At 43.2% G+C, this 19400-nt stretch carries 25 protein-coding genes and 1 pseudogene; 5 read left to right on the top strand and 21 right to left on the bottom strand.

The window, feature by feature from the left end:
• Positions 1 to 2 precede the first annotated feature (2 nt).
• From ftsL to ACQVGS_RS13975, 5 genes are all read right to left on the bottom strand, one after another.
• A complete protein-coding gene (gene ftsL / locus ACQVGS_RS13955; protein ID WP_003232200.1) occupies positions 3 to 356 on the bottom strand; it encodes a cell division protein FtsL in 354 nt (117 codons plus the stop codon).
• A 39-nt stretch (positions 357 to 395) separates the two neighbouring features.
• A complete protein-coding gene (rsmH, locus tag ACQVGS_RS13960) occupies positions 396 to 1331 on the bottom strand; it encodes a 16S rRNA (cytosine(1402)-N(4))-methyltransferase RsmH (protein WP_044155985.1) in 936 nt (311 codons plus the stop codon).
• A gap of 68 nt (positions 1332 to 1399) precedes the next feature.
• Positions 1400 to 1831 (bottom strand): division/cell wall cluster transcriptional repressor MraZ, encoded by a 432-nt coding sequence (gene mraZ, locus ACQVGS_RS13965; protein WP_003221402.1) that lies wholly within the window; start codon positions 1829 to 1831, stop codon positions 1400 to 1402.
• A 125-nt stretch (positions 1832 to 1956) separates the two neighbouring features.
• Positions 1957 to 3576: a bacillithiol biosynthesis cysteine-adding enzyme BshC gene (gene bshC, locus ACQVGS_RS13970; RefSeq protein ID WP_106020657.1), complete on the bottom strand. Its 1620-nt coding sequence runs from the start codon at positions 3574 to 3576 to the stop codon at positions 1957 to 1959.
• 70 nt (positions 3577 to 3646) lie between these two features.
• A complete protein-coding gene (locus ACQVGS_RS13975) occupies positions 3647 to 4543 on the bottom strand; it encodes a 2-dehydropantoate 2-reductase (protein ID WP_106020656.1) in 897 nt (298 codons plus the stop codon).
• Positions 4544 to 4703: 160 nt separating this feature from the next.
• On the opposite strand from ACQVGS_RS13975, the gene ACQVGS_RS13980 reads away from it, so the two are divergent.
• Positions 4704 to 5186 carry an N-acetyltransferase gene (locus tag ACQVGS_RS13980; protein ID WP_127695293.1) on the top strand — a complete coding sequence of 161 codons (483 nt, stop codon included), beginning with the start codon at positions 4704 to 4706 and terminating at the stop codon, positions 5184 to 5186.
• 53 nt (positions 5187 to 5239) lie between these two features.
• Here the strand turns inward: ACQVGS_RS13980 and gerR are convergent, their stop codons facing one another.
• From gerR to ACQVGS_RS13995, 3 genes are all read right to left on the bottom strand, one after another.
• On the bottom strand, positions 5240 to 5821 hold the full coding sequence (gene gerR / locus ACQVGS_RS13985) for a sporulation-specific transcriptional regulator GerR (RefSeq protein WP_106020655.1): 582 nt from the start codon (positions 5819 to 5821) through the stop codon (positions 5240 to 5242).
• Between the two features lie 144 nt (positions 5822 to 5965).
• Positions 5966 to 6145, bottom strand: a complete 180-nt coding sequence (gene rpmF, locus ACQVGS_RS13990) for a 50S ribosomal protein L32 (RefSeq protein ID WP_003154457.1) — start codon at positions 6143 to 6145, stop codon at positions 5966 to 5968.
• A 21-nt stretch (positions 6146 to 6166) separates the two neighbouring features.
• The gene (locus ACQVGS_RS13995; protein WP_024121301.1) at positions 6167 to 6685 is read right to left on the bottom strand and encodes a YceD family protein; all 519 of its coding nucleotides are present in this window, start codon (positions 6683 to 6685) and stop codon (positions 6167 to 6169) included.
• Positions 6686 to 6712: 27 nt separating this feature from the next.
• Between ACQVGS_RS13995 and ACQVGS_RS14000 the strand changes: the two are divergent.
• Positions 6713 to 6896 (top strand): annotated as a pseudogene (locus tag ACQVGS_RS14000) (hypothetical protein).
• The gene (locus ACQVGS_RS14005; RefSeq protein ID WP_151175001.1) at positions 6893 to 8140 is read left to right on the top strand and encodes a nucleotidyltransferase; all 1248 of its coding nucleotides are present in this window, start codon (positions 6893 to 6895) and stop codon (positions 8138 to 8140) included. Before ACQVGS_RS14000 ends, ACQVGS_RS14005 begins: the two are co-directional and overlap by 4 nt.
• Before the next feature lie 58 nt (positions 8141 to 8198).
• On the opposite strand, the gene ACQVGS_RS14010 is transcribed toward ACQVGS_RS14005, so the two are convergent.
• From ACQVGS_RS14010 to ACQVGS_RS14020, 3 genes are all read right to left on the bottom strand, one after another.
• Positions 8199 to 9349 (bottom strand): IS3 family transposase gene (locus tag ACQVGS_RS14010; RefSeq protein ID WP_151175000.1). Its coding sequence is split into 2 segments (ribosomal slippage): positions 8199 to 9076 and positions 9076 to 9349, totalling 1152 coding nucleotides; the frame shifts between segments, so codons are not numbered across the junction.
• A gap of 98 nt (positions 9350 to 9447) precedes the next feature.
• Positions 9448 to 10473 carry a protease DdcP gene (gene ddcP / locus ACQVGS_RS14015; RefSeq protein WP_151174999.1) on the bottom strand — a complete coding sequence of 342 codons (1026 nt, stop codon included), beginning with the start codon at positions 10471 to 10473 and terminating at the stop codon, positions 9448 to 9450.
• A gap of 4 nt (positions 10474 to 10477) precedes the next feature.
• Positions 10478 to 11257, bottom strand: coding sequence for a patatin-like phospholipase family protein (locus ACQVGS_RS14020; protein ID WP_024121297.1), 780 nt, complete (start codon positions 11255 to 11257; stop codon positions 10478 to 10480).
• 180 nt (positions 11258 to 11437) lie between these two features.
• Between ACQVGS_RS14020 and ylbJ the strand changes: the two genes are divergently transcribed.
• Complete coding sequence (ylbJ, locus tag ACQVGS_RS14025; protein WP_151174998.1) at positions 11438 to 12664, top strand: sporulation integral membrane protein YlbJ; 1227 nt, start codon at positions 11438 to 11440, stop codon at positions 12662 to 12664.
• A 12-nt stretch (positions 12665 to 12676) separates the two neighbouring features.
• Here ylbJ and coaD read toward each other — a convergent pair whose 3' ends face one another.
• From coaD to ACQVGS_RS14065, 8 genes are all read right to left on the bottom strand, one after another.
• Positions 12677 to 13162 carry a pantetheine-phosphate adenylyltransferase gene (coaD, locus tag ACQVGS_RS14030; RefSeq protein ID WP_044155995.1) on the bottom strand — a complete coding sequence of 162 codons (486 nt, stop codon included), beginning with the start codon at positions 13160 to 13162 and terminating at the stop codon, positions 12677 to 12679.
• Between the two features lies 1 nt (position 13163).
• On the bottom strand, positions 13164 to 13721 hold the full coding sequence (rsmD, locus tag ACQVGS_RS14035) for a 16S rRNA (guanine(966)-N(2))-methyltransferase RsmD (protein WP_254518220.1): 558 nt from the start codon (positions 13719 to 13721) through the stop codon (positions 13164 to 13166).
• A gap of 323 nt (positions 13722 to 14044) precedes the next feature.
• Complete coding sequence (locus tag ACQVGS_RS14040; protein ID WP_024121293.1) at positions 14045 to 14317, bottom strand: YlbG family protein; 273 nt, start codon at positions 14315 to 14317, stop codon at positions 14045 to 14047.
• Between the two features lie 54 nt (positions 14318 to 14371).
• Positions 14372 to 14821 (bottom strand): regulatory iron-sulfur-containing complex subunit RicF, encoded by a 450-nt coding sequence (gene ricF, locus ACQVGS_RS14045; protein WP_010334140.1) that lies wholly within the window; start codon positions 14819 to 14821, stop codon positions 14372 to 14374.
• A 127-nt stretch (positions 14822 to 14948) separates the two neighbouring features.
• The gene (locus tag ACQVGS_RS14050) at positions 14949 to 15188 is read right to left on the bottom strand and encodes a YlbE-like family protein (RefSeq protein ID WP_024121292.1); all 240 of its coding nucleotides are present in this window, start codon (positions 15186 to 15188) and stop codon (positions 14949 to 14951) included.
• Between the two features lie 15 nt (positions 15189 to 15203).
• Positions 15204 to 15602, bottom strand: a complete 399-nt coding sequence (locus ACQVGS_RS14055) for a YlbD family protein (protein WP_101860695.1) — start codon at positions 15600 to 15602, stop codon at positions 15204 to 15206.
• A 439-nt stretch (positions 15603 to 16041) separates the two neighbouring features.
• Positions 16042 to 17079: a CAP domain-containing protein gene (locus tag ACQVGS_RS14060; RefSeq protein WP_101860694.1), complete on the bottom strand. Its 1038-nt coding sequence runs from the start codon at positions 17077 to 17079 to the stop codon at positions 16042 to 16044.
• 85 nt (positions 17080 to 17164) lie between these two features.
• Positions 17165 to 17611 carry a CBS domain-containing protein gene (locus ACQVGS_RS14065; protein WP_010334136.1) on the bottom strand — a complete coding sequence of 149 codons (447 nt, stop codon included), beginning with the start codon at positions 17609 to 17611 and terminating at the stop codon, positions 17165 to 17167.
• 139 nt (positions 17612 to 17750) lie between these two features.
• On the opposite strand from ACQVGS_RS14065, the gene ACQVGS_RS14070 reads away from it, so the two are divergent.
• The gene (locus ACQVGS_RS14070; protein ID WP_081638298.1) at positions 17751 to 18113 is read left to right on the top strand and encodes a YugN family protein; all 363 of its coding nucleotides are present in this window, start codon (positions 17751 to 17753) and stop codon (positions 18111 to 18113) included.
• Between the two features lie 33 nt (positions 18114 to 18146).
• Here ACQVGS_RS14070 and ctaG read toward each other — a convergent pair whose 3' ends face one another.
• Positions 18147 to 19040, bottom strand: a complete 894-nt coding sequence (gene ctaG / locus ACQVGS_RS14075) for a cytochrome c oxidase assembly factor CtaG (RefSeq protein WP_106020357.1) — start codon at positions 19038 to 19040, stop codon at positions 18147 to 18149.
• A gap of 26 nt (positions 19041 to 19066) precedes the next feature.
• A complete protein-coding gene (gene ctaF, locus ACQVGS_RS14080) occupies positions 19067 to 19399 on the bottom strand; it encodes a cytochrome c oxidase subunit IVB (RefSeq protein ID WP_024121287.1) in 333 nt (110 codons plus the stop codon).
• Position 19400 lies beyond the last annotated feature (1 nt).

Raw genomic sequence — 19400 nt, forward strand, 5'->3', positions numbered from 1 at the left:
AATCATTCCTGTATGTTTTTCACTTTTTTATCTTTTAAATTCAAGCCGTTCTTTTTCGCAATATCCATAATGCGCTGCGGCTTGCTTAAATCAGCAACGCTTTTTTCGAGGTCACCAATCTGCTTGTTTTCGGAAGAAATTTGCTCTTCAAGCTTTTGCACCTCTATATTTGTTTGGTAAGCCGCATATGCCTTCGATACGATCAAAAGCGATACGCTCAGCACTGCCGCAGCGAAGAGGACGAGAAGCACCTTTTCTCCGAGTGTAATGGAAGCCCTTTTCTTGACAATCACTTTTTTCTCAGGACTGATCGCATGCCGTTGCTGTTTCTCTGGTTGATAAGCTAAATTGCTCATAGGCTGATGACCTCCTTTTAAGTTTGCGTTCGCGTATTGTTATTTTCTTTTTTCAGCAATTCGAAGCTTCGCAGAACGAGCACGATTGTTTTCTGCCAACTCTTCTTCAGATGCCGTGATCGGTTTTCTTGTGATAAGCTTGAGCTCCGGTTCAAACTCTTCCGGTATAACAGGAAGACCCGGAGGAAGTTCCGGAAGTGACGACTTCTCTTTAAACGTAGATTTACAAATTCTGTCCTCAAGTGAGTGGAAGGTAATCACTGATACCCTGCCCCCCGGCTTTAACACGTCAATTGCTTGCTCCAAAGCCTCTTCAAAAACCTTCAGTTCATCGTTCACAGCAATTCTGATTGCCTGAAACACGCGTTTTGCGGGATGTCCTCCGCTCCTTCTGGCCGGAGCGGGAATCGCGTCTTTTATTAGATCGACCAGTTGGCCCGTAGTTTGAATAGGAGATTTGCTTCTTGCCTCCTCAATTTTTCTGGCGATCTGTTTGCTGAACTTCTCTTCACCGTATTTAAAGAAAATACGGACAAGATCCTCATAGCGCCACTCATTTACGACCTCTTTCGCCGTAAGCGTGGCCGACTGGTCCATCCTCATGTCCAAAGGTGCGTCATGATGGTAACTGAATCCTCTTTCCGGTGTATCCAGCTGCGGGGAAGACACCCCTAAATCAAATAAAATACCGTCTACTTCAGTAATGCCGTGTTCATGTAAACATTCTTTTAAATACCTAAAGTTGCTTTTAATCAGAATAAGCTGTCCTTGATAATCGGACAACGCTTCTTCTGCATGCTGTAATGCCGTGTCATCTTGGTCAAAAGCGATTAAACGCCCTTTCTCTGATAACTGCTGTAATAAATATGTACTGTGCCCAGCTCCGCCGAGTGTGCAGTCTACATATGTACCGTCCGGTTTAATATTTAGGCCGTCAACGGTTTCACGAAGAAGTACTGTCTTGTGTTGAAACATTTGTGTTGGTCCCACCTTTTATCAGGATGAATTGAAATTGTTTTTAGAGTGTTATACACGAAGATTCATTATATATCAAACCCAATCATGTTTTCAGCAATTTCAGCGAATGAATCTTCTTGCTCTTCTGTGTATTGTTCCCAAATTACTTTACTCCACAATTCAATTCGATTCGAAACCCCGATAACAACACATTCTTTTTCCAGTTTTGCGTAATTCAATAGAGATGATGCGATATTCACCCTGCCCTGCTTGTCCAGTTCGCATTCTGTCGCACCTGAAAAGAAAAAACGGGTAAATGCGCGGGCATCTTTTTTTGTGAGAGGAAGAGCTTTTAATTTCTCTTCAATCTGTTTCCACTCGTGCATAGGGTAACCGAAGAGACATTGATCAAGTCCTCTTGTCAGCACAAACTGCTCACCGAGGCCTTCTCTGAATTTAGCGGGTACGATCATGCGGCCTTTCGCATCGATTGTATGCTGGTATTCACCCATAAACATGATCTTTTGCCCCACTTTCTCTCCTTAACTCACCACTATCCACCACTTCTCTCCACAACTTCATTTTACACTGTTTATACATAAAAAAAAACCCTGAACTATTCAGGGTTCTTTAAAACTTTATTTCAAAGTTTGACAACTTGATGTTGATTTTGAAAAGAAAATGGCAGATTCTTGAATGATGTGAAGAATTTTGGACCGTACCTGTTTAAATAATACATGATATTCCAAATTCGCTCTTGCGGTGCGAGCAGCGGTTTAATGCTATTTTGGATTCTCTCATAATCCCTTAAGACATAGCCTTCTTTTTCTTCAATTCGTTTTGTCACTGTACGCTCTAAAAACTGAAGCTGATCCTGAATAAACGCCGCGTTCTTCAGGAGCAAAGGCTCCATGCTCTGATCAACCTTAAGCGCCTCCTGCCGGACGGTTTTATGAATCGCTTCAATCTGGTTTTTCGCTTGCTCAATCACCGCGGTAAACTCTTCCGGAATCTGGTGTTCAAAGTATTTTTCTTTTTGGTTTTCCGTCCCGCCTTCTATCGCCTCTTGTAATGATATCTTTCGTTCAACCAGTTTTTTCTCAATATGGCGCTCGACTATCGTGATGTTCAGCCTCGGCATAACAGGAGGCATTTTAAAGCCCATCACTGCAAAAGCCTGTTTGAGCTCACCCCAATAGTTGATTTCACCGGGGCCCGCGATAAATGCCAAGGTAGGAATCAAAAATTCCTGCATTAACGGTCTGGTTACAACATTATTGCTGAAGCGTTCAGGATGTTCTTCTATATGCGTATAAAGTTCATCCATCGACCATGCCAGATCAAGCTCCTTAATCACAAAGCGGCCGTTGTCCTTCTCAATTAAAAAGCGTTCCTCTTCATATTCATAAAACAGATTTGCCTGCTCTTTTCCAGACTCGATAATCGGCTTGTAGCCCGCTCCGCGCATGAAGTCCTGCTGTTTAGAAACAGCGTGTGCAAGTTCATCATTGTCACGGAGGATCTTTTGGAACATGGCGGTTTCCAGCTTTTTAATTCCCGGGTCTCCGGAATTTAACAATACTAAGCCTTCCTCTTGAAACAGATCCGCAATCAGCTGTTCAAAGAAATCAGTAAACGTAACAGATTCCCTTAAACATCGTTTCACATGTTCTAGAAGTGTGTTCGTATGGTCTGTTTCTTCAAAAGCCGCAAACACGTCGTCTATCCATGCGGCGCATTTTTCTTGGTCAAGCGGTGTGTTGGCGGCAGATGACTTTTTCCAGTAAGACTGCGGAAGCTTTTTCTTCACCGGACCGCTTTCTTCTAACGTGTGGACAAAATTAATTTCATCCAAATCATGGTCTTCTCCGGCAACCCAAAAGATCGGTACAACAGGCACTTGCAGCTGTTCTTCCTTTTCCTTTGCTAAAACAATAATTGAGATGATTTTATGTATGGTGTAAAGCGGTCCTGTTAAAAGCCCTGCCTGCTGTCCGCCGACAACAGCAACACTTGACGGATCCTTCAGCTTCTCAATAGAATGCTGCATGGCGCTTGAGCCGAATTTGTTGTGATAAGAGGATAAATAGGCTGTCAATTCCTCTCTTGCGAAAACCCGCGAGGATAAATCTTTCAGTCTTTCTTGCCACATATCCTTATGATGAATGCTGTAATCAAAAAAAGAAGACATTTCTTCTTTACCATCTATATAGTGCTGTACAAACACATTCTGATTTTTGATGGAAAGTTCAGTTAGCTGCATCTTCTAGAACTTCCTTTCTCCAATAAATAGTTAGTTATCCGAAACGAGTATAGCATGTTACCAGAAAAGCTCAAAAGACTTTGTTTGGGTTTCGCTCCAAAGCTTTGATGCTGCCATGTAAAAACGCAAGGTGAACAGCGTCGCGGCCTTGAAGCTGTGCTTCTTTCAGCAAATATCCGAGGATGGCGTCAGCCTCCGTCTGCCGTCCGGCGGCCACATCGACCAGCATGGAAGAGCGATTGTCTTTCGTTTGCTCACAAACTGCACGTACACGCTCCCAGGCCGCCTCTTCATCTTCCAGCCGCAAAATGCTGCACGCCTCTTGAAAAACGAGCTTCATATAAGAAAAATAAGCAGGCACAGTCAACAGCTCTCCATTTTTCACACGCAGAAGCGCAGTTAACGGATTGATGCAGGCGTTTACGATCAGCTTGCCCGTCAGCAGGCGATACCAATCCATCTCATAGCGAATTGGGAATTCGGAATGGTTATGCTGAAGCACCGCGTTCAGGAGATCTGGTTCAGCTTGCTTGAACGCGCTCCATTTTATCGCACCAATGCCTGTATGTTCAACGGCTGTATCCGATTTCCTTACAGCACCGTGCTCAACAACCCCAACATAAACGGAATGGTCAGCACCCCAGTCTTTAAGGCCGTGTATATGGTCCATACCGTTTTGCAAAAATAAAATATTTGTTTTTTTGATTCGTTCAAGCATCGGGAAAACAGTCTGAAGCTGATGCTGTTTCACTGTCACGACAAGAAGGTCAAAACATGAATCAATAGCTGTGCCCGCGCTGCAATGAGCATTGAACGCTTTTCCGGCTTTATAAAGCTGAATCCCTTCCGATTGAATCGCTGCGGCCTGTTCATCCCGCCTTGTCAAAACAGTCACCTCATGATCCAAAGATAAATAATAGGCACATAAAAGACCGACGGAGCCCCCGCCGATAATTCCAATTTTCATGATGTCACACCCAATTTAACATTTACGTATTATCATAGCAGAAGTATGAAAAAAATACTTCACAGAGATTTCAAAACACTTAAATTAAAGTTTAAATATTTGGATTTTTTAAATAAAGCGTTTACAATATATGTAGAGAACAACAAAGGGGGAGATTGGTTTGATTAAAGTAGAACGTCTGCTCGTCAACTATAAAACGCTTGATGAATTCAAGAAATTCAAAGAATACGGTATACAAGAGCTCTCAATGCTTGAAGATCTTCAAGATAATATCATTGAAAATGACAGCACTTCGCCTTTTTATGGGATTTATTTCGGGGATAAACTGGTAGCGCGAATGAGTCTGTATCAAGTCAATGGCAAATCAAATCCTTACTTCGACCAACATCAGGATTACTTAGAGCTTTGGAAGCTTGAGGTCCTTCCAGGTTATCAAAACAGGGGCTACGGTACAGCATTGGTTGAATTCGCCAAATCATTCAGAATGCCGATTCGAACAAATTCTCGGATTAAATCAGCAGAGTTTTTTAGTAAAATGAACTTTGAACCAGTCAAATATGACATGGCGCGGGACAAAGGGGAAAACCCGCTCATCTGGCATCCGGATATGGATGGTGAAATGACACCGGGTGAATCAGCATAAACATGAAACAACCGGCCTTTGATGACTCTAGGGCCGGTTCATTTGAGGGTTCATTACGTTTCTTGAGCTGTTTTTTTCAGTCTCCCGTCTTCCTTCGAAACAACCATTTTTCTGGCTCGATCCATAATATCGATCAGTGCCTTGTAGTCCTCTTCTGTCATCTCCAGCTGGTTTCTCAATGTTTGGTTTTCACTCCGTAAATCCTCAAGTTCTTTTTGCAGCGACTGAATTTGCTCCTTCATTTTTTCCTTTTCAAAGTGGAATTCTTGCGCGGACGGCGCCTCTTTAAACTGTTCGAGAAACTCAATCACATCCTGAATGGACAAATCTCTTTTCCCCTCTGAAGCTGCCGGGGCTGCCTGCTTGACGGAATTCGGCATATTGACGGAATGAACCCCGATTTGTTTCCTAAGTTCTTTCCGCTGTTTTTTTGCCAGTTCTATGCCTGATTGATATTGCTTTCTCACATAAGAGTTCCACCTGAATCCGCAGGCAGCGGCTGTTCTGGTCAGTGCCCTTCCGACCTCCTCAAAGGCAGAAAGCTGTGTTCCGCCCTCGCGAATATGACGAAGCACTACTTCTGCCAGCAGCAAATCCTCATCCTGTGTCCAAGCATCTTGTCTTGTAATGGTCAAATCAATCTCCCTCCATGTCAGCTTATTTATCTCATACATATGCCGGTAATAGATTAGATAGACTATTTGCACTCACAAATTTTCTGCAAGCTGACAGGAAGAAAAAAAGAAAAAGCGCAGGGTTTTCACCCTGCGCTTTTCTTATTAGTTACTTTTTACATTTATGTCTTTGCCGTTGTATGATCCGCATGCTTTGCATACACGGTGAGACAATTTCATCTCTCCGCATGACGGACATTCTGTCATACCAGGTACATTAAGTTTGAAATGTGTACGGCGCAATCTTTTTTTCATTTTAGAAGTTCTTCTAAAAGGTACAGCCATTATTCCCACCTCCTTAAAGAGTTAAGATTCATCATCTTGTTTTAAGAGCTTTTCAAGGGCTGCAAGTCTCGGATCGACTTTGTTCTTCTTGTCTTCCTCTGAAATGACTTGCCAGTCCTTTCCTTCTTGAGGAGCAGCTCCTTTTTCTTGTTCAGATTCACAAAAGATTTGCATAGGGATTTCTAAAAGAATTTCTTCTTTCACGATCGGAGTTAAGTCGATAGTATCGTCCTCAACAGTGTGAACGTCATCATCTTCTATATCATCCGTCTGATGAAATATAAACAGTTCTTTTGTCGAAATTGTAAATGGATACGGAACATCAACGAGTGTTCTTGAGCATGGCAAAATCATTTCGCCCGAGATCGTAAAATCAAACGAAACCTGCTTAGATTTGATATCCGCTCTGCCTTTCACCCTTACAGGAGAAATGCGGCGAATGTCAGAATTCAGCTTTGTCAGCTCATGTAACTCAACTGTCTCATCAAACTCAAAACTCGGTTTTTTCATTTGATGCAACTGATAAATCGTCCATTTCATTTGTATCACCTCAGGAAAGCAACAAACATGATTATAGCTTTTAAGAATGTTTTTGTCAATATTTTTTCTTTACAGCATAATGCTGCCAGCCAAGCATCGTTGACAGCTGAATATACTATGCATACACTTAAATCAAAAAAGACGTAAGAGTTTTCAATTGCAAATGTACCATACGTTTTTAAACATAGCAAGAAAGGCGGAAAAAATATGAAAGCTGTCGGATTGGTGGTTGAGTACAATCCCTTTCATAACGGACATCTTTATCATGCCCAAACAGCCAAGCGGCAAACCGGATGTGACACGGCTGTTGCGGTGATGAGCGGACATTTTCTGCAGCGCGGGGAGCCTGCGGTTGTATCCAAATGGGCCCGCACAAAAATGGCGCTTCAAAGCGAAGTCGACCTCGTAATCGAACTGCCTTATCTTTACGCGGTGCAAAAAGCGGAGATTTTTGCACACGGCAGCGTCTCCACTTTGAACAAACTGGGATGCGAGGCACTGTTTTTCGGGAGTGAGAACGGACAGATTGAGCCGTTTTTAGAAACCGCAAAGGTAATGGATGAGCATAAAGATTCGTTTGATCAATGTATCAAAGAAGAGCTTAAAAAGGGTGCCAGTTATCCATCAGCTGCTGCTATCGCCTTCAAATCGATTTTACATACAGAAAACGGACTTGATATGTCGAAGCCGAACAATATTTTGGGGTACAATTATGTGAAATCGATTCTTTCCGGCGGATATGAAATGAAACCCTATACGACATCGAGAATCTCCTCGGATTATCATGATGCCGACCTTCCTGATGAAGACAGCCATATCGCCAGCGCAACCAGCATCAGAAAAGCCCTGATTGAAAAGCCTTTTGAAGACTGCGTTACGTTTCTTCCCGCAGCAGCTGCACGGGAATTAGCGAATTACCGCAAGTCTTTCGGGCTGTGGCATACACCAGAAAGCTATTTTTCTTACTTGAAATATAGTCTTTCGACTCTCACAGCCTTAGAATTACAGCAAATATACGAGGTTGAGGAAGGGCTGGAGAACAGAATCCTCCGTTCAATCAGAAAAGCCAGCTCCTATCAGGAATTTATGGAGTTTCTGAAAACAAAGCGATATACGTGGACGAGGCTTCAGCGGATGAGTACACACATTTTAACGAGAACGAAAAAACAGGAGATTCACCGTCTGCTCAATGTCGAGGAGGTGCCTTATATCAGACTACTTGGGATGACGAAAAAAGGACAGGCCTTTTTATCAGAAAAGAAAAAGGAGCTGTCCGTTCCGCTTGTCAGCAAGCTGGCCTCCTTTTCCCACCCTGCTCTCGATCTGGATATTAAAGCAAGCAGAATCTACAGCCTTGCGATAGAAGAACCCCTTAGAACCGAGTTTGATTTACAAGAATACGGACATGCCCCAATACGATATGACGAGGATGAACACCGTTTTTTGAGCATATAAAAAAGCACCTGGATAGGGGGACTGACCCCCGTTTTTGAGACAGGGATCAAAACACCTTTTATACAGCCAATTGCCGATAGCTTATCGGTGATTGGCTGTTTAGTTTCGTTTGAATACGAATGTTGTTATAATAATAAATGTATTCTTTGACAGTGCGTTCTACGATGGCGGTCGTGGTTCGATTAATGCTGTTAAGATAGAACGTTTCAGACTTTAGTGAGGAATGAAACGATTCGATGGAGGCATTATCAGCGGGCATCCCTTTGCGGGACATGCTCATGGTAATGCCTTTTGTTTTAACAGCTTTCTGGTACTCATAAGATGTATACACAGATCCTTGGTCACTATGTAACACGCAGTTCTGAGGCAGTGTTGGCAGTTGCTCAAGTGTGTTTAAGACAAAGTCTGTGTCCTGCTTATCTCCAATCGTGAAAGCAATTACTTCTCCATTGTATACATCCAATATACTGGAAAGGTACAATTGTTTCTGTCCATAAGGTAAATACGTGATATCCGTTACTAGTTTTTCAAGAGGATGATCGGACTGAAAGTTCCGATCTAATATATTATCAACCACGGCATATGGCTGCCCATTCTTCTTGCGCTTTTTCACCTTAACCCGGCACTGCCACTGATTTTTTTGCATGATACGCTGAACCGTTTTATGGTTAATACGCATTTCCTTTTTTAATATAGCTGTAATTTTTCGATATTCATATCGATACTTGTGCTCTCGGCACAACGTGCCGATTTGTTTTTCCAAATGGCGCTTGGGATGATCTTTCATCAGGTTCTTCTTCCAACGATAATAAGACGCTCGTGAGATACCTAAATGAACACAGATATTCTGTACGGTCATTGTGCCGTGCAATACTTCTACAAGTTCGACTGACGTTTGGCTATCAACTTCCTTTCCAATTCGTTGTACTTTTTTAAAACTTCATTTTGTTGTCTCAGATAACGGTTCTCTGCCTGCAGTTTCTCTAATTCGGAAGAATACTCTGGACCTTTTCCGTAAGTGTATTGCTTACCAACAGGCTGTTCAAATCGATGTGTATCCCCAGCTTTATGCCATCTAACCCATATTTGAACCTGCGTCTTATTCCTGATATTCAATTCCTGCATGATCTCTTTCATAGGCACGCCTGCCAATCTCATTTCTACAGCCTTCTGTTTGACTTCAATCGGATAACTCATTCTTGTTCCCATACAAAAAACACCTCCAAGTCTTATTTCGGATAACAACTATCCGTTTTCAAACTTGAAGGTGTTTTTTATTTGTCTCATCTTATGGGGTCAGTCCCATATCAGGTGCTTTTCGCTTTCAGCTTATTCAAATAATCAATCGCATCCTGCATCGTATCAACAGGCACGATCTTCATGTCCGAATCAATGTCTTTCGCTGTTTTTACTGCATTTTTGTAATCAGAATTGCTGGCGCCGTTTTGATTCGGAGCGAAGAAAATGTCTTTGCCGGCTTTGTCTGCGGCAACAACTTTTTGGTCAATGCCGCCGATCGGGCCGACTTTCCCGTCAACATCAATCGTTCCGGTGCCTGCAATGTCGTAGCCTTTTGTTTCATCTGTTTTTGTCAGCTGATTATAGATTTCAAGCGACATCATTAATCCCGCTGACGGGCCGCCGATATTTTCGATTTCGAAATCAATATCAGGCTTTACCTTGACGTTTCTGTCCGTATACAGCGAAACCCCGATTCCGGCACGGCCAGGCTCATCAGGAAATTGTTTTAACGCAAGGGTGACCGTCTTATCTTTTTCTTCTCTTTCGATTTTTAACTTTACTTTATCCCCGGCTTTTTTGCTGCTGATATAATCGATCAGCTTTTCAGCAGACTGATAGTTTTTTCCGTCCGCACTGATGATTTTATCGCCGACTTCTATTTTCCCTTTCGCCGGCATGTTTTCGACAACTGAGCTTGCGTAGATGCCGTTAAAGGAATAGCTTACTTTTTTTCCTGCTTTTTGATATGCGGCGATGACGGCATTTTCTTGTGAGCTTTTCATCATTTGCAGCTGCCGTTTCATATATTCCTTATCTGATTCGCCTTCTTCCTTGATGCTTTCATCAGGAACAATTTCATAATAGGGGTGCATTTTAGCCCATGCGTATGTAAATGGATTAGCCGGTCCCACTTTGACAGTCATTAAGGACAGACTCCCTGTTTCCGAGTAGCCCCCCTCCACTTTTATCAGTGAGCCGAGCTCTGTCGCTTCTCCCGGTTTTGTAATATAGTATGGCAGTTTTATAAATGATACAACGGCAATCAGTATGAGGATGACAAGCATCCAGCTGAAATGTTTTTTACGTAGCAAGTTATTAGCCCTCCCAATTCTCTATTTCTTTTTTTATCTGGCTGATCATTCGGTTTGTTGCCTCCTCGCCTGCCGATATCATTTCATCAATATTGGCAAACGAGCTGGAGCTGTATGTTTCAAGAGAAGGGCGAATCATGATATCAGCGGCAATCGTCTGATGTCGCACCAATTCATTTTGGAGTATATCCATACTTTGCATGATTACATCAAAAATATGCGCCGCCTTTTCGGTTTTCCGAACCCTGGAGACATCTGAAGCGATGATAATGTCAGCCCCCATATCTTTTACAACAGAAACCGGAATACGGTCGACCACCGCGCCGTCTACGAGAAGCCGTCCGTCCAGCTTCTGCGGAATAAAAATGCCTGGTATGCTGATGCTTGCCCGAACCGCATCTGACACTGATCCTTTGCGGAAAACAATCTTTTCTCCTGTCTGCAGATCACACGCGACAATTCCAAGAGGGATTTTGAGTTCCTCAATCGGTTTGCCGAATGTATAAGCATGCACGAGCTGCCTGACACGGTCACCTCTCAAAAAACCGAGTTTCGGTACCGTATAATCAGCATAGAGCCGCCGTTTGAAAGCCTTGGCGACTTTTTTCATCGTTTCCACGTCATGCCCCGCGGCATAGAAGCTGCCGACCAAAGCGCCCATACTGCTCCCCGCAATCATATCCACATCAATTTGGTGCTTATGTAAACTGGAAAGCACGCCGAGATGAGCAAGTCCTCTGGCGCCTCCCGATCCTAACGCTAACCCGATTTTAGGTTTGGCCAACATGTTAACCTCCTGCCCGAATTCCCTGTATACGGAATTCTATGGTCTAAACTGAACCCCTATGCTCGTATATTAGTACAAAGGGTCAAGAGGACAGGTACTGCTTGGCCGTTTCGAGTCATACCATATTTTATCATGATATACATGTCATTGTGCATTTTTAGCGTCGGGGAGGTAAGAATGAACTTGTCGAAGATTCATACACTTTTGATTGCTGCGTTTTTTATTTTTTTAACAGCGACTGTCATCTCACATCCGCAGGCCTCATTCGAAGCCTCTAAAACCGGGCTGTCCATGTGGTGGGAGGTCGTATTTCCGTCTTTGCTGCCGTTTTTCATACTGTCTGAGCTATTAATCGGCTTTGGTATTGTAAGGTTTGTCGGTGTTCTGCTTGAGCCTTTTATGCGCCCTATTTTCCGCGTGCCGGGTGTCGGCGGCTTCGTTCTGGCCATGGGCATGGCATCAGGGAACCCCGCGGGCGCAAAACTGACGGCAAGGCTGCGGCAGGAAAAACAGATTTCAAGAGTAGAAGCAGAACGGCTTGCTTCCTTCACCAATTCATCCAACCCGCTCTTTATTTTTGGAGCTGTCGCCGTCGGCTTTTTTCAGAATGCGTCATTAGGTATTTTATTAGCATCTGCACACTATTTGGGTAATTTGGCTGTCGGTTTAACGATGCGCTCCTACGGGCGTAAAGAAGAGCGCCAGCTCATGAGAAATAAAACCATATCTTTGCCTTCTATCAAAGATGCTTTACATGCGCTTCACACCGCAAGGCTTGCGGAAAAACGGCCTTTAGGAAAAATTTTAGGCGACGCTGTAACCTCATCCGTTCAAACGCTTCTAATGGTAGGCGGCTTTATTATTTTGTTTTCTGTCTTTAATCGTTTGTTATCCGTCGTACAGCTGACCGACATTCTCTCTATTGTTACAAAAGGCGCACTGACCTTGTTTCAGCTTCCCGCTCAATTGGACATTCCTCTATTATCAGGAATGTTTGAAATCACATTAGGAAGCAAGCTTGTCAGCGAGACAGATGTCTCCCTTTTGCAAAAAGCTGTTGTTGTCAGCTTTATCCTCGGATTCAGCGGCTTTTCCGTTCAGGCTCAGGTGGCAGGCATTTTATCAGAGACGGACATCAGATTTAAACCATTCTTTATCGCGCGTGTGCTGCAAGGCATTTATGCCGCCGTTTTTGTCATTCTGTTATGGAAACCTCTTTACACCGCGTGGAATGACCATGATCAGTACGTTTTTAAATCTCTTGATACAGGTAAGCTGCCGACAGCTCTTATCAGCGGATGGAATCTGCTTGTAGAGATTGGCCCTGCTGTCACGTTATGTGCACTGTTTACGTACATTTTCATTTTTTCTTACAGACTGACAAACGGTACAAAAAAAGGATGAGCTTAAAAACACTCATCCTTGCCTGAATTTTTTCTGAAGCGCCTTCTCGACTTCCGGAGGTACAAATTCTGACACCGCACCTTTATACTTTGCCACTTCTTTTACTATGCTTGAGCTTAAGAAAGAATATTGGTTATTTGTCATCATAAAAAAGGTTTCAATTGATTCATCAAGCACACGGTTTACGGATGTTCCCTGCATCTCGTACTCAAAATCAGACACCGCTCTCAAGCCTCTTAAAATGGCTTTTGCATTTTTTCTTTTTGCATAATCAATTAACAGCCCTTGTGACGTTTCAACTGTTATGTTCGGAATGTCTTTTGTCACTTCTCTCAAAAGCTCACAGCGTTCTTCTACACTGAATAACGGCTTTTTTGAAGAATTGTTCAGCACACACACATACACTTGATCAAATATATTGGCCCCGCGTTTAATGATATCCAGATGCCCGTAGGTCACCGGATCAAAACTGCCGGGACAGACAGCTATACTCGTCACATCACAACCCCCTCTTTTTATAGATCGCCACCCCTGTCAGGCCGTAGGTTTCTTTCCTTGTTATCACTAGATCACCTACTGCTTCGGGAAGCTCGACGTCTTTGTCATGCTCTGCGACGATAAAGCCGCCATCCTCCAGCATTTGTTGTTCGTCTATCACACTTAAGAGCGCCTTCAGTTTTTGTTCCTTATACGGAGGATCAAGAAAAATCCCGTGAAAGCCCGCTTCTCTTTTCGCAGCTGCTTGCAAAGCACGTTCCGCATCATTACGGTACACATCTGCATATGCTGTAAGCTCTAATGTTTTCAAGTTCGATTTCACCGTTTGAATCGCTTTAAAATCACGGTCAACAAATACACAATGGTCAAATCCTCGTGAAAGCGCTTCAATACCAAGACCTCCGCTTCCTGCGAATAAGTCAAGTCCCCTGCCCCCATCAAAATAAGGGCCAATCATATTGAAAATGGATTCCTTCACTTTATCGGTTGTCGGTCTCGTTGATGTTCCCGGCACTGCCTTTAGTGAACGGCCTTTTTTTGATCCAGAAATTACTCTCATGTTCCACACCACTTTTTCTAAAAGCTATTTTGTTTCCTTGTTCGGCCGGACGCCGTTATGTATAAGAAAAAAACCAATCCTATCTTATCATAAAGCATTCTTTCAAACAATGAGCGCTAATCTTCATATACAAGTGTATAAGCGGAATGATCATTGTCCATACTATAAGCAACAGCATCCAGAGGATGTTGTTGCCAACCGCGGAGAAGACTTACGTTTCCCCATAAGTTCTTCCTCCGGTTTCTCCTCTCCCTTTGCCTTCTCCTTAACTTGTTAAGGAATAGAAGGACCCCGCAGAAACCTGCGGGGATTTTTTTATACAGCTATATTCCGATTTTATAATCATATTCTTTTGCTTTATCAAGCTTTGACTCAAATTCCAATTTTAAAAACGGTTTATATGAAGGCTCAACTTTCTTAACAAAAGAATAAGATGAGATCTTGTCCATTGTTTTTTCAATTTGGCCCATATCACAATACAGCACGACATATTTTAAGCGTTTTGACACATAATGCACATTTCCGAACTTTCTCAGCATTTTGCTTTGCTTTAAAGAATGAAGATACACAATCATGCCTTGGCGTCTATTCTCCAATACATTCACCTGCCTGATTTCTCTTATATGTAAAAGACGAGACGGCCAGTCTCGTCATGACACTTTGCATCCGCAGCCGCCGCCTGATCCGCAGCCGCCTCCGCATGAAGACAAACCGTCAAAATAAGGATTCCCAGTCGGAACTTTAATATGCTCTGAGACAGCTGTCCCAATTTCAACGCTGATTTCATCAAGAATAGACTGCAGTTCCGTCTCTGCTTTTTTGAAGTCGGCCACCTTATCGTTCAGGTCGAGCTCCCGTTTGATCTCCCTCATTTTTCGGGATATTTCTCTATAGTCAGGATGATATTTGCCAAAACGCTGCACATCCTCATATTGCTCTTTTATTTTGATAAAAGAACGAATAATCCGCCCTGCCTCTTCATCTTCCTGGAGACGCTTGTAACAATTGCGGTAGTTCTCAGCCGTCTCCGACTGCAGAATCATCTCGGCAAGCTGCTGAGCTTCACTTTGAAGCCGCACGGATTCCATCGTCGCATACATAGCACGCACCTCCAGTTGTTAGTTTACCATGAAACCAGCCAATTGGAAAATGCTTAGCCGCACTTAAAAATGAAGTTGTAAAAGCCTCCCTAGTTTACACAATGAAAAAGACCCATTTTCGGGTCTTTTAATCTTTTGTCCGCATTGCCTGGAACATTTGCATCATCATTTGCGCCATTTGAATCCCGTTCGTAAATTGATTCACCCGATGCGGAATGGTTTTTTCGTAAAAATTCATCATCTCAAGCTGAAATGAAGCCAAGTCATCCGGCTTTCTCGCAAGCCTCCGGTACCATATCGGCTGTTCTCTTAAGAATCGTTTTCGTTCTTTATCTGCTAAAATAAATTCCTGAACGTCTTTGCGCATATAAGCTCTCCTTTATTAATCCTTCCGAAAAGAAAAAGGATGCTGTCCGGGTCCTGGCTGAGATTGCTTCTGTCCGCTTCCGGAAAATGTGTTGAGAAGGCTTTGCAACGATGAGATCGATTGGCTCATTTTATTGATCTGTTCATTCATTTGATTGACATCCATCTTTTTCACAGCTGTAACCATTTTAGAAACAAAATCATTTTTTTCTGATGTTTCGGGTACCGCTTCTGCGGCTTCCTCCGGTTCTCTGTACGGGTCCCAAATTGGGTCTTTCTCTCCGAAAAGGACCCAATTTTCGTACACGTCCTGCCAGCTTCTTTGTTCTTTGCGCACTTCTTTAATCAGCTTGGGATGTTTTTTAACGAATTGTTTAAAGTCATTAATTGAATGATTGGCATGTTGATTGGCCACAATCCTCACCCCCTCCGAAAAATATACCTACTACAATGTATCGGTTTGTAAGCCAATGTGTTCGCCTAATATTCATCGAAAAATCTTTTTCTCGTAAAACAAGAAGCGCGGAACAACAGAAGCTTCCTCCCCCGATAAAGCCGGGGCCTTAATTGTTCCTGAAATCAAGATTCCTGCCTTTTGTAAATGTTTGGGATGCCGCATTCCAAAGCCCATCAGAACAAGATCCTTAATCGCCCCCGGCCGATCTTAAAGTCTCCTCATCAAAAAAGAGCCGGACAGCAACACGTTGATCCAGCTTCAGCTCCTTAAAAGTTCATTTTTTTGGTAATGTCACTCACAGTATCCATTGAGAAAGCTTCGTCTGCTGCAATCACCTTGTTCTAAAGCCTTTGCAGAAACAATAAAAAGCCGCAGAACCTGTCGTCCGCGGCTGATTTCAGCGTTTAATAAAGTTTTGAGTGTAATACTTCCGGTCTACACCGACGCCAAGGTGCGTGTAGTCTGAATGTAGAAGCGCTTTTCGATGGCCTTCACTATTCAGCCAGCCTTCTACAGCAGCCGGACCGTCCACATAATTGTACGCGATATTTTCTCCCGCTTGCTCAAAGTCGACATCCCCTTTTTCTAAGCGGTCCTTCAGCGTGCCGTATTTCTTCGATACATGGGAGAAATAGTTGTTTTCTTTCATATCCTCACTGTGGCCAAAAGCCACTTCGGCCGTCGGCTGATCCCACTCAAGCTTAGCTAACCCATGTTTGACACGAATAACATTGGTCAAATCAAGTATTTGCTTTTCACTCGTTGATTGGATCTCTTTCCACTTATCTTCCGTAACGGTTTGCGGTTCTACTAACTCACCGCGGTACACTACCTCATAAGGTCTTTGCTTGACAAAGGTTTGCGAATCAAACGCCCTGATGCTGGATAGCTTCCCTTCAAATTTGTCCATATACAGCTGGACGTACATCTTCCCTACTTTTACAGTCGGTCTGGTATTGATGTCCTCTTCAGAAAACTCAAACCGATAGGAATTTCCTTTATACTCTACATTTACAAACGGAGCCACCTGAGTTGTCTTAAATACTTCTCCCGTTGACTCACCGATTTTGAAGGGCTTTGCGTTAATATCATTTCCCGCCGCAAATAATGTGACCACTTTATTGTGCAGCATCCCGATTTGCACATACTGGTCTTTTCCCTGATTGTAAACCCACCATTCGTAATCATAAGCCGAGGGGTCAATACGTTCCGGTTCCCCAAGTTTTTTCTTTACATCGTCGGCGGATTTGCCCATAAAGGACAATAATCCTGAAGTCGGCATATGTATTCGTTTGCCGCTTGCCGCTTCCTCGTTAGAGACTTGAGGTTCGCTGTCATTTGATTTTTTTTCAGGAACAGCCCCATATTGAATAAACAGAACATAAGTTCCGCAAATAATCAAGAGGATAACCATGGCTCTTAATATATTTTTCAATCTATCACCCCCGTGATGTGAATTGCATGTCTTGCCTTATTTTTCATTACAATACAGCCTATTTAACATGTCAAAGATTTATGTGTTAATGCAAAAAGCCTTGCTCTCTGTTTTCGTCCTCTGAAATATCTGATAAAGCACTGCCGGCACGTTCATTTGTTTGTTCAGATAAGGAAAGATCGCCAAGCGTGACAATACCAGTCAGCTTGTTGTTTTTGGTTACAGGTATGCGCCTGAGCTGATGGGATGCCATTAAATGAAGAACCTCATCAACTGGCGCGTCCTCTTCAACACTGACAGGTTTTTCAGTCATAGCGTCAGTGATTTTTTGCGAGTTTGGCCTTTTTGAGGCGATGCCTCTTAACACCAGATCACGATCGGTTACGATACCGACCAGTGTTTCTCCATCCTCATCAACTACCGGAATGGCTCCTACATCCGCGTCTTTCATCTTTACCGCAGCTTCATATACATTATCTAATACCGTGCAATATTGCAAGTCAGCTGTCATCAGATCTTTTATTTTTGTCATCCGTAAAACCTCCTTTTATCTAGTGATATTTTCGTCAAATTTTCATTTTTGCATACTTTCAAAAGAAGAAGATTCATTGAAAGTTTAACGCTTTCATACTATGATTGTCAGGAAAGGTAATTTTTATAAGGAGGGGTCAGTGTTGAAGTTTACTGATAGCGGACTTGAAGGGGTAAAGGCTGAGCTCAGCCTCTTGGACGATTTGATGGAAAGCAAGGGACTCATCAGAGCCGGTCAATGGGATTATGAAAGAGTGACCTATGACAGAAAGTTTTCGACGATTGAGGGAACGTTTTACCTGCGGGTTCAAGGCATTGCGACAGAGGGCGATGTCGGAAGCGGCCGCGCCGTTATTCAATTAATGCCCCCTCTATTAGGAAAACACTATTACCCGCACGGAGTGGAATACGGAGAAACAGAAGAATTCCCAGTGCAGGTTGTGACCAAAAGCAAGGCACTCATCCAGGACATCTCCGACATGCTGAAAACAGTTCAAATGTAATAAAAAAGGTACAGCCGATTGCCGCTGTACCTTTTATGATATCGTCTGCTGAATATAAGGCGGCTCCTCCTGTCCATCCTTTTCCCTTTCCTTCTTCACCCATTGGAAAAAGACAATAGCCAAAAAAGCGCCGTACACAATTTCCTGAATGATTTTCATCATAACTGCCCCGAGTTGCTGATCCTCTAACAAAGGAAGTGTGTTAAACATTTCCGGTCCTGTTAACGGAACCTGTCCCAGCATATCCGCAGGAACACAAAGCTTCATGGCTTCCGCCCAGGCAGACGGATCGGTATAAGTGGCATATAAGGGCATGCCGCTAAACATGATCAGTGCACAAGCAGGCGTGAGCAGCATACCGTCCGCCATAATATAGCCCAGCTTCATCAGGCCGCTGAGCTGCGGGAGCCGAGCCACCTTGTGTACGAGCGGCCACCACATAAAAAACGCTAACACGAAGATCAGCCAAGTCATTAACGCATGGTAAAGCGTATCCGTTTTGACAGTATCAAATATTAGCGGCACATGATATAGAGAAAAAATGCCGTTAAATAAAAGCAATGCAATTAAAGGTGTAGAGAAAAATGTAAAAAACGGCTTAATGGCAGGCCGAAAAATCATTTTTTCCCAGGCCCATGCGGGAATTCCTGCGATTAATAAAGGCGGAACCACTAAATACAAAACAGCCATCTGCACCATATGGGCGCTGAACATAATATGTCCGAGCAGATCAACCGGGCTTCCTTCGGCTGCATATAAAAACAGCATCGCCGACAGAAAACAGGCCATTTCTTTACCCGTGATACGGTCAGGCTTTGAAGTCAACCGCCTGTAAAAAAAGATGTAAAGCACCGTGATGCCTAAAAGGATACAAAAAAGATAAGGGCTCCACATGGCGCGAAACCCAAACACGTCTAACTGATTCATGTCTTCACCTCCGGCGGCTGCTCAAATTACCACCATATAATTGTAACAAACGCAAGCACCGTAATGAACGCGACAAACATGCCTGAATACAGAAACAATGCCGGCGCTTCATGCCCTTTCTGATTCATATGCATGAAGTAATACAGCTGAAATATCACTTGAATAGCCGCGAGCAGTATAATGAAAGGAATCGTAAACCAGCTGCCGATGCCGTCTGTTGCCACAGTCAGAAATGCAACGAGCGTAAGGCCGATCATCAGGCCAAAAGACATGACTTGATATTTCATCTCCTGAGCATGCTTCTTTTTCTTATATTCAAGGTCGCTGCTGATATGTCCTCTGCTTTTTTTATCGACCATG

The organism is Bacillus sp. SD127 (genome assembly GCF_058566445.1).

Excerpts from the sequence above, each read along its gene's own strand:
- ftsL (WP_003232200.1), bottom strand. The coding sequence starts at position 356 with ATGAGCAATTTAGCTTATCAACCAGAGAAACAGCAACGGCATGCGATC.
- rsmH (WP_044155985.1), bottom strand. The coding sequence starts at position 1,331 with ATGTTTCAACACAAGACAGTACTTCTTCGTGAAACCGTTGACGGCCTA.
- mraZ (WP_003221402.1), bottom strand. The coding sequence starts at position 1,831 with ATGTTTATGGGTGAATACCAGCATACAATCGATGCGAAAGGCCGCATG.
- bshC (WP_106020657.1), bottom strand. The coding sequence starts at position 3,576 with ATGCAGCTAACTGAACTTTCCATCAAAAATCAGAATGTGTTTGTACAG.
- ACQVGS_RS13975 (WP_106020656.1), bottom strand. The coding sequence starts at position 4,543 with ATGAAAATTGGAATTATCGGCGGGGGCTCCGTCGGTCTTTTATGTGCC.
- rpmF (WP_003154457.1), bottom strand. The coding sequence starts at position 6,145 with ATGGCTGTACCTTTTAGAAGAACTTCTAAAATGAAAAAAAGATTGCGC.
- ACQVGS_RS13995 (WP_024121301.1), bottom strand. The coding sequence starts at position 6,685 with ATGAAATGGACGATTTATCAGTTGCATCAAATGAAAAAACCGAGTTTT.
- ACQVGS_RS14005 (WP_151175001.1), top strand. The coding sequence starts at position 6,893 with ATGAAAGCTGTCGGATTGGTGGTTGAGTACAATCCCTTTCATAACGGA.
- ylbJ (WP_151174998.1), top strand. The coding sequence starts at position 11,438 with ATGAACTTGTCGAAGATTCATACACTTTTGATTGCTGCGTTTTTTATT.
- rsmD (WP_254518220.1), bottom strand. The coding sequence starts at position 13,721 with ATGAGAGTAATTTCTGGATCAAAAAAAGGCCGTTCACTAAAGGCAGTG.
- ricF (WP_010334140.1), bottom strand. The coding sequence starts at position 14,821 with ATGTATGCGACGATGGAATCCGTGCGGCTTCAAAGTGAAGCTCAGCAG.
- ACQVGS_RS14050 (WP_024121292.1), bottom strand. The coding sequence starts at position 15,188 with ATGCGCAAAGACGTTCAGGAATTTATTTTAGCAGATAAAGAACGAAAA.
- ACQVGS_RS14065 (WP_010334136.1), bottom strand. The coding sequence starts at position 17,611 with ATGACAAAAATAAAAGATCTGATGACAGCTGACTTGCAATATTGCACG.
- ctaG (WP_106020357.1), bottom strand. The coding sequence starts at position 19,040 with ATGAATCAGTTAGACGTGTTTGGGTTTCGCGCCATGTGGAGCCCTTAT.
- ctaF (WP_024121287.1), bottom strand. The coding sequence starts at position 19,399 with ATGGTCGATAAAAAAAGCAGAGGACATATCAGCAGCGACCTTGAATAT.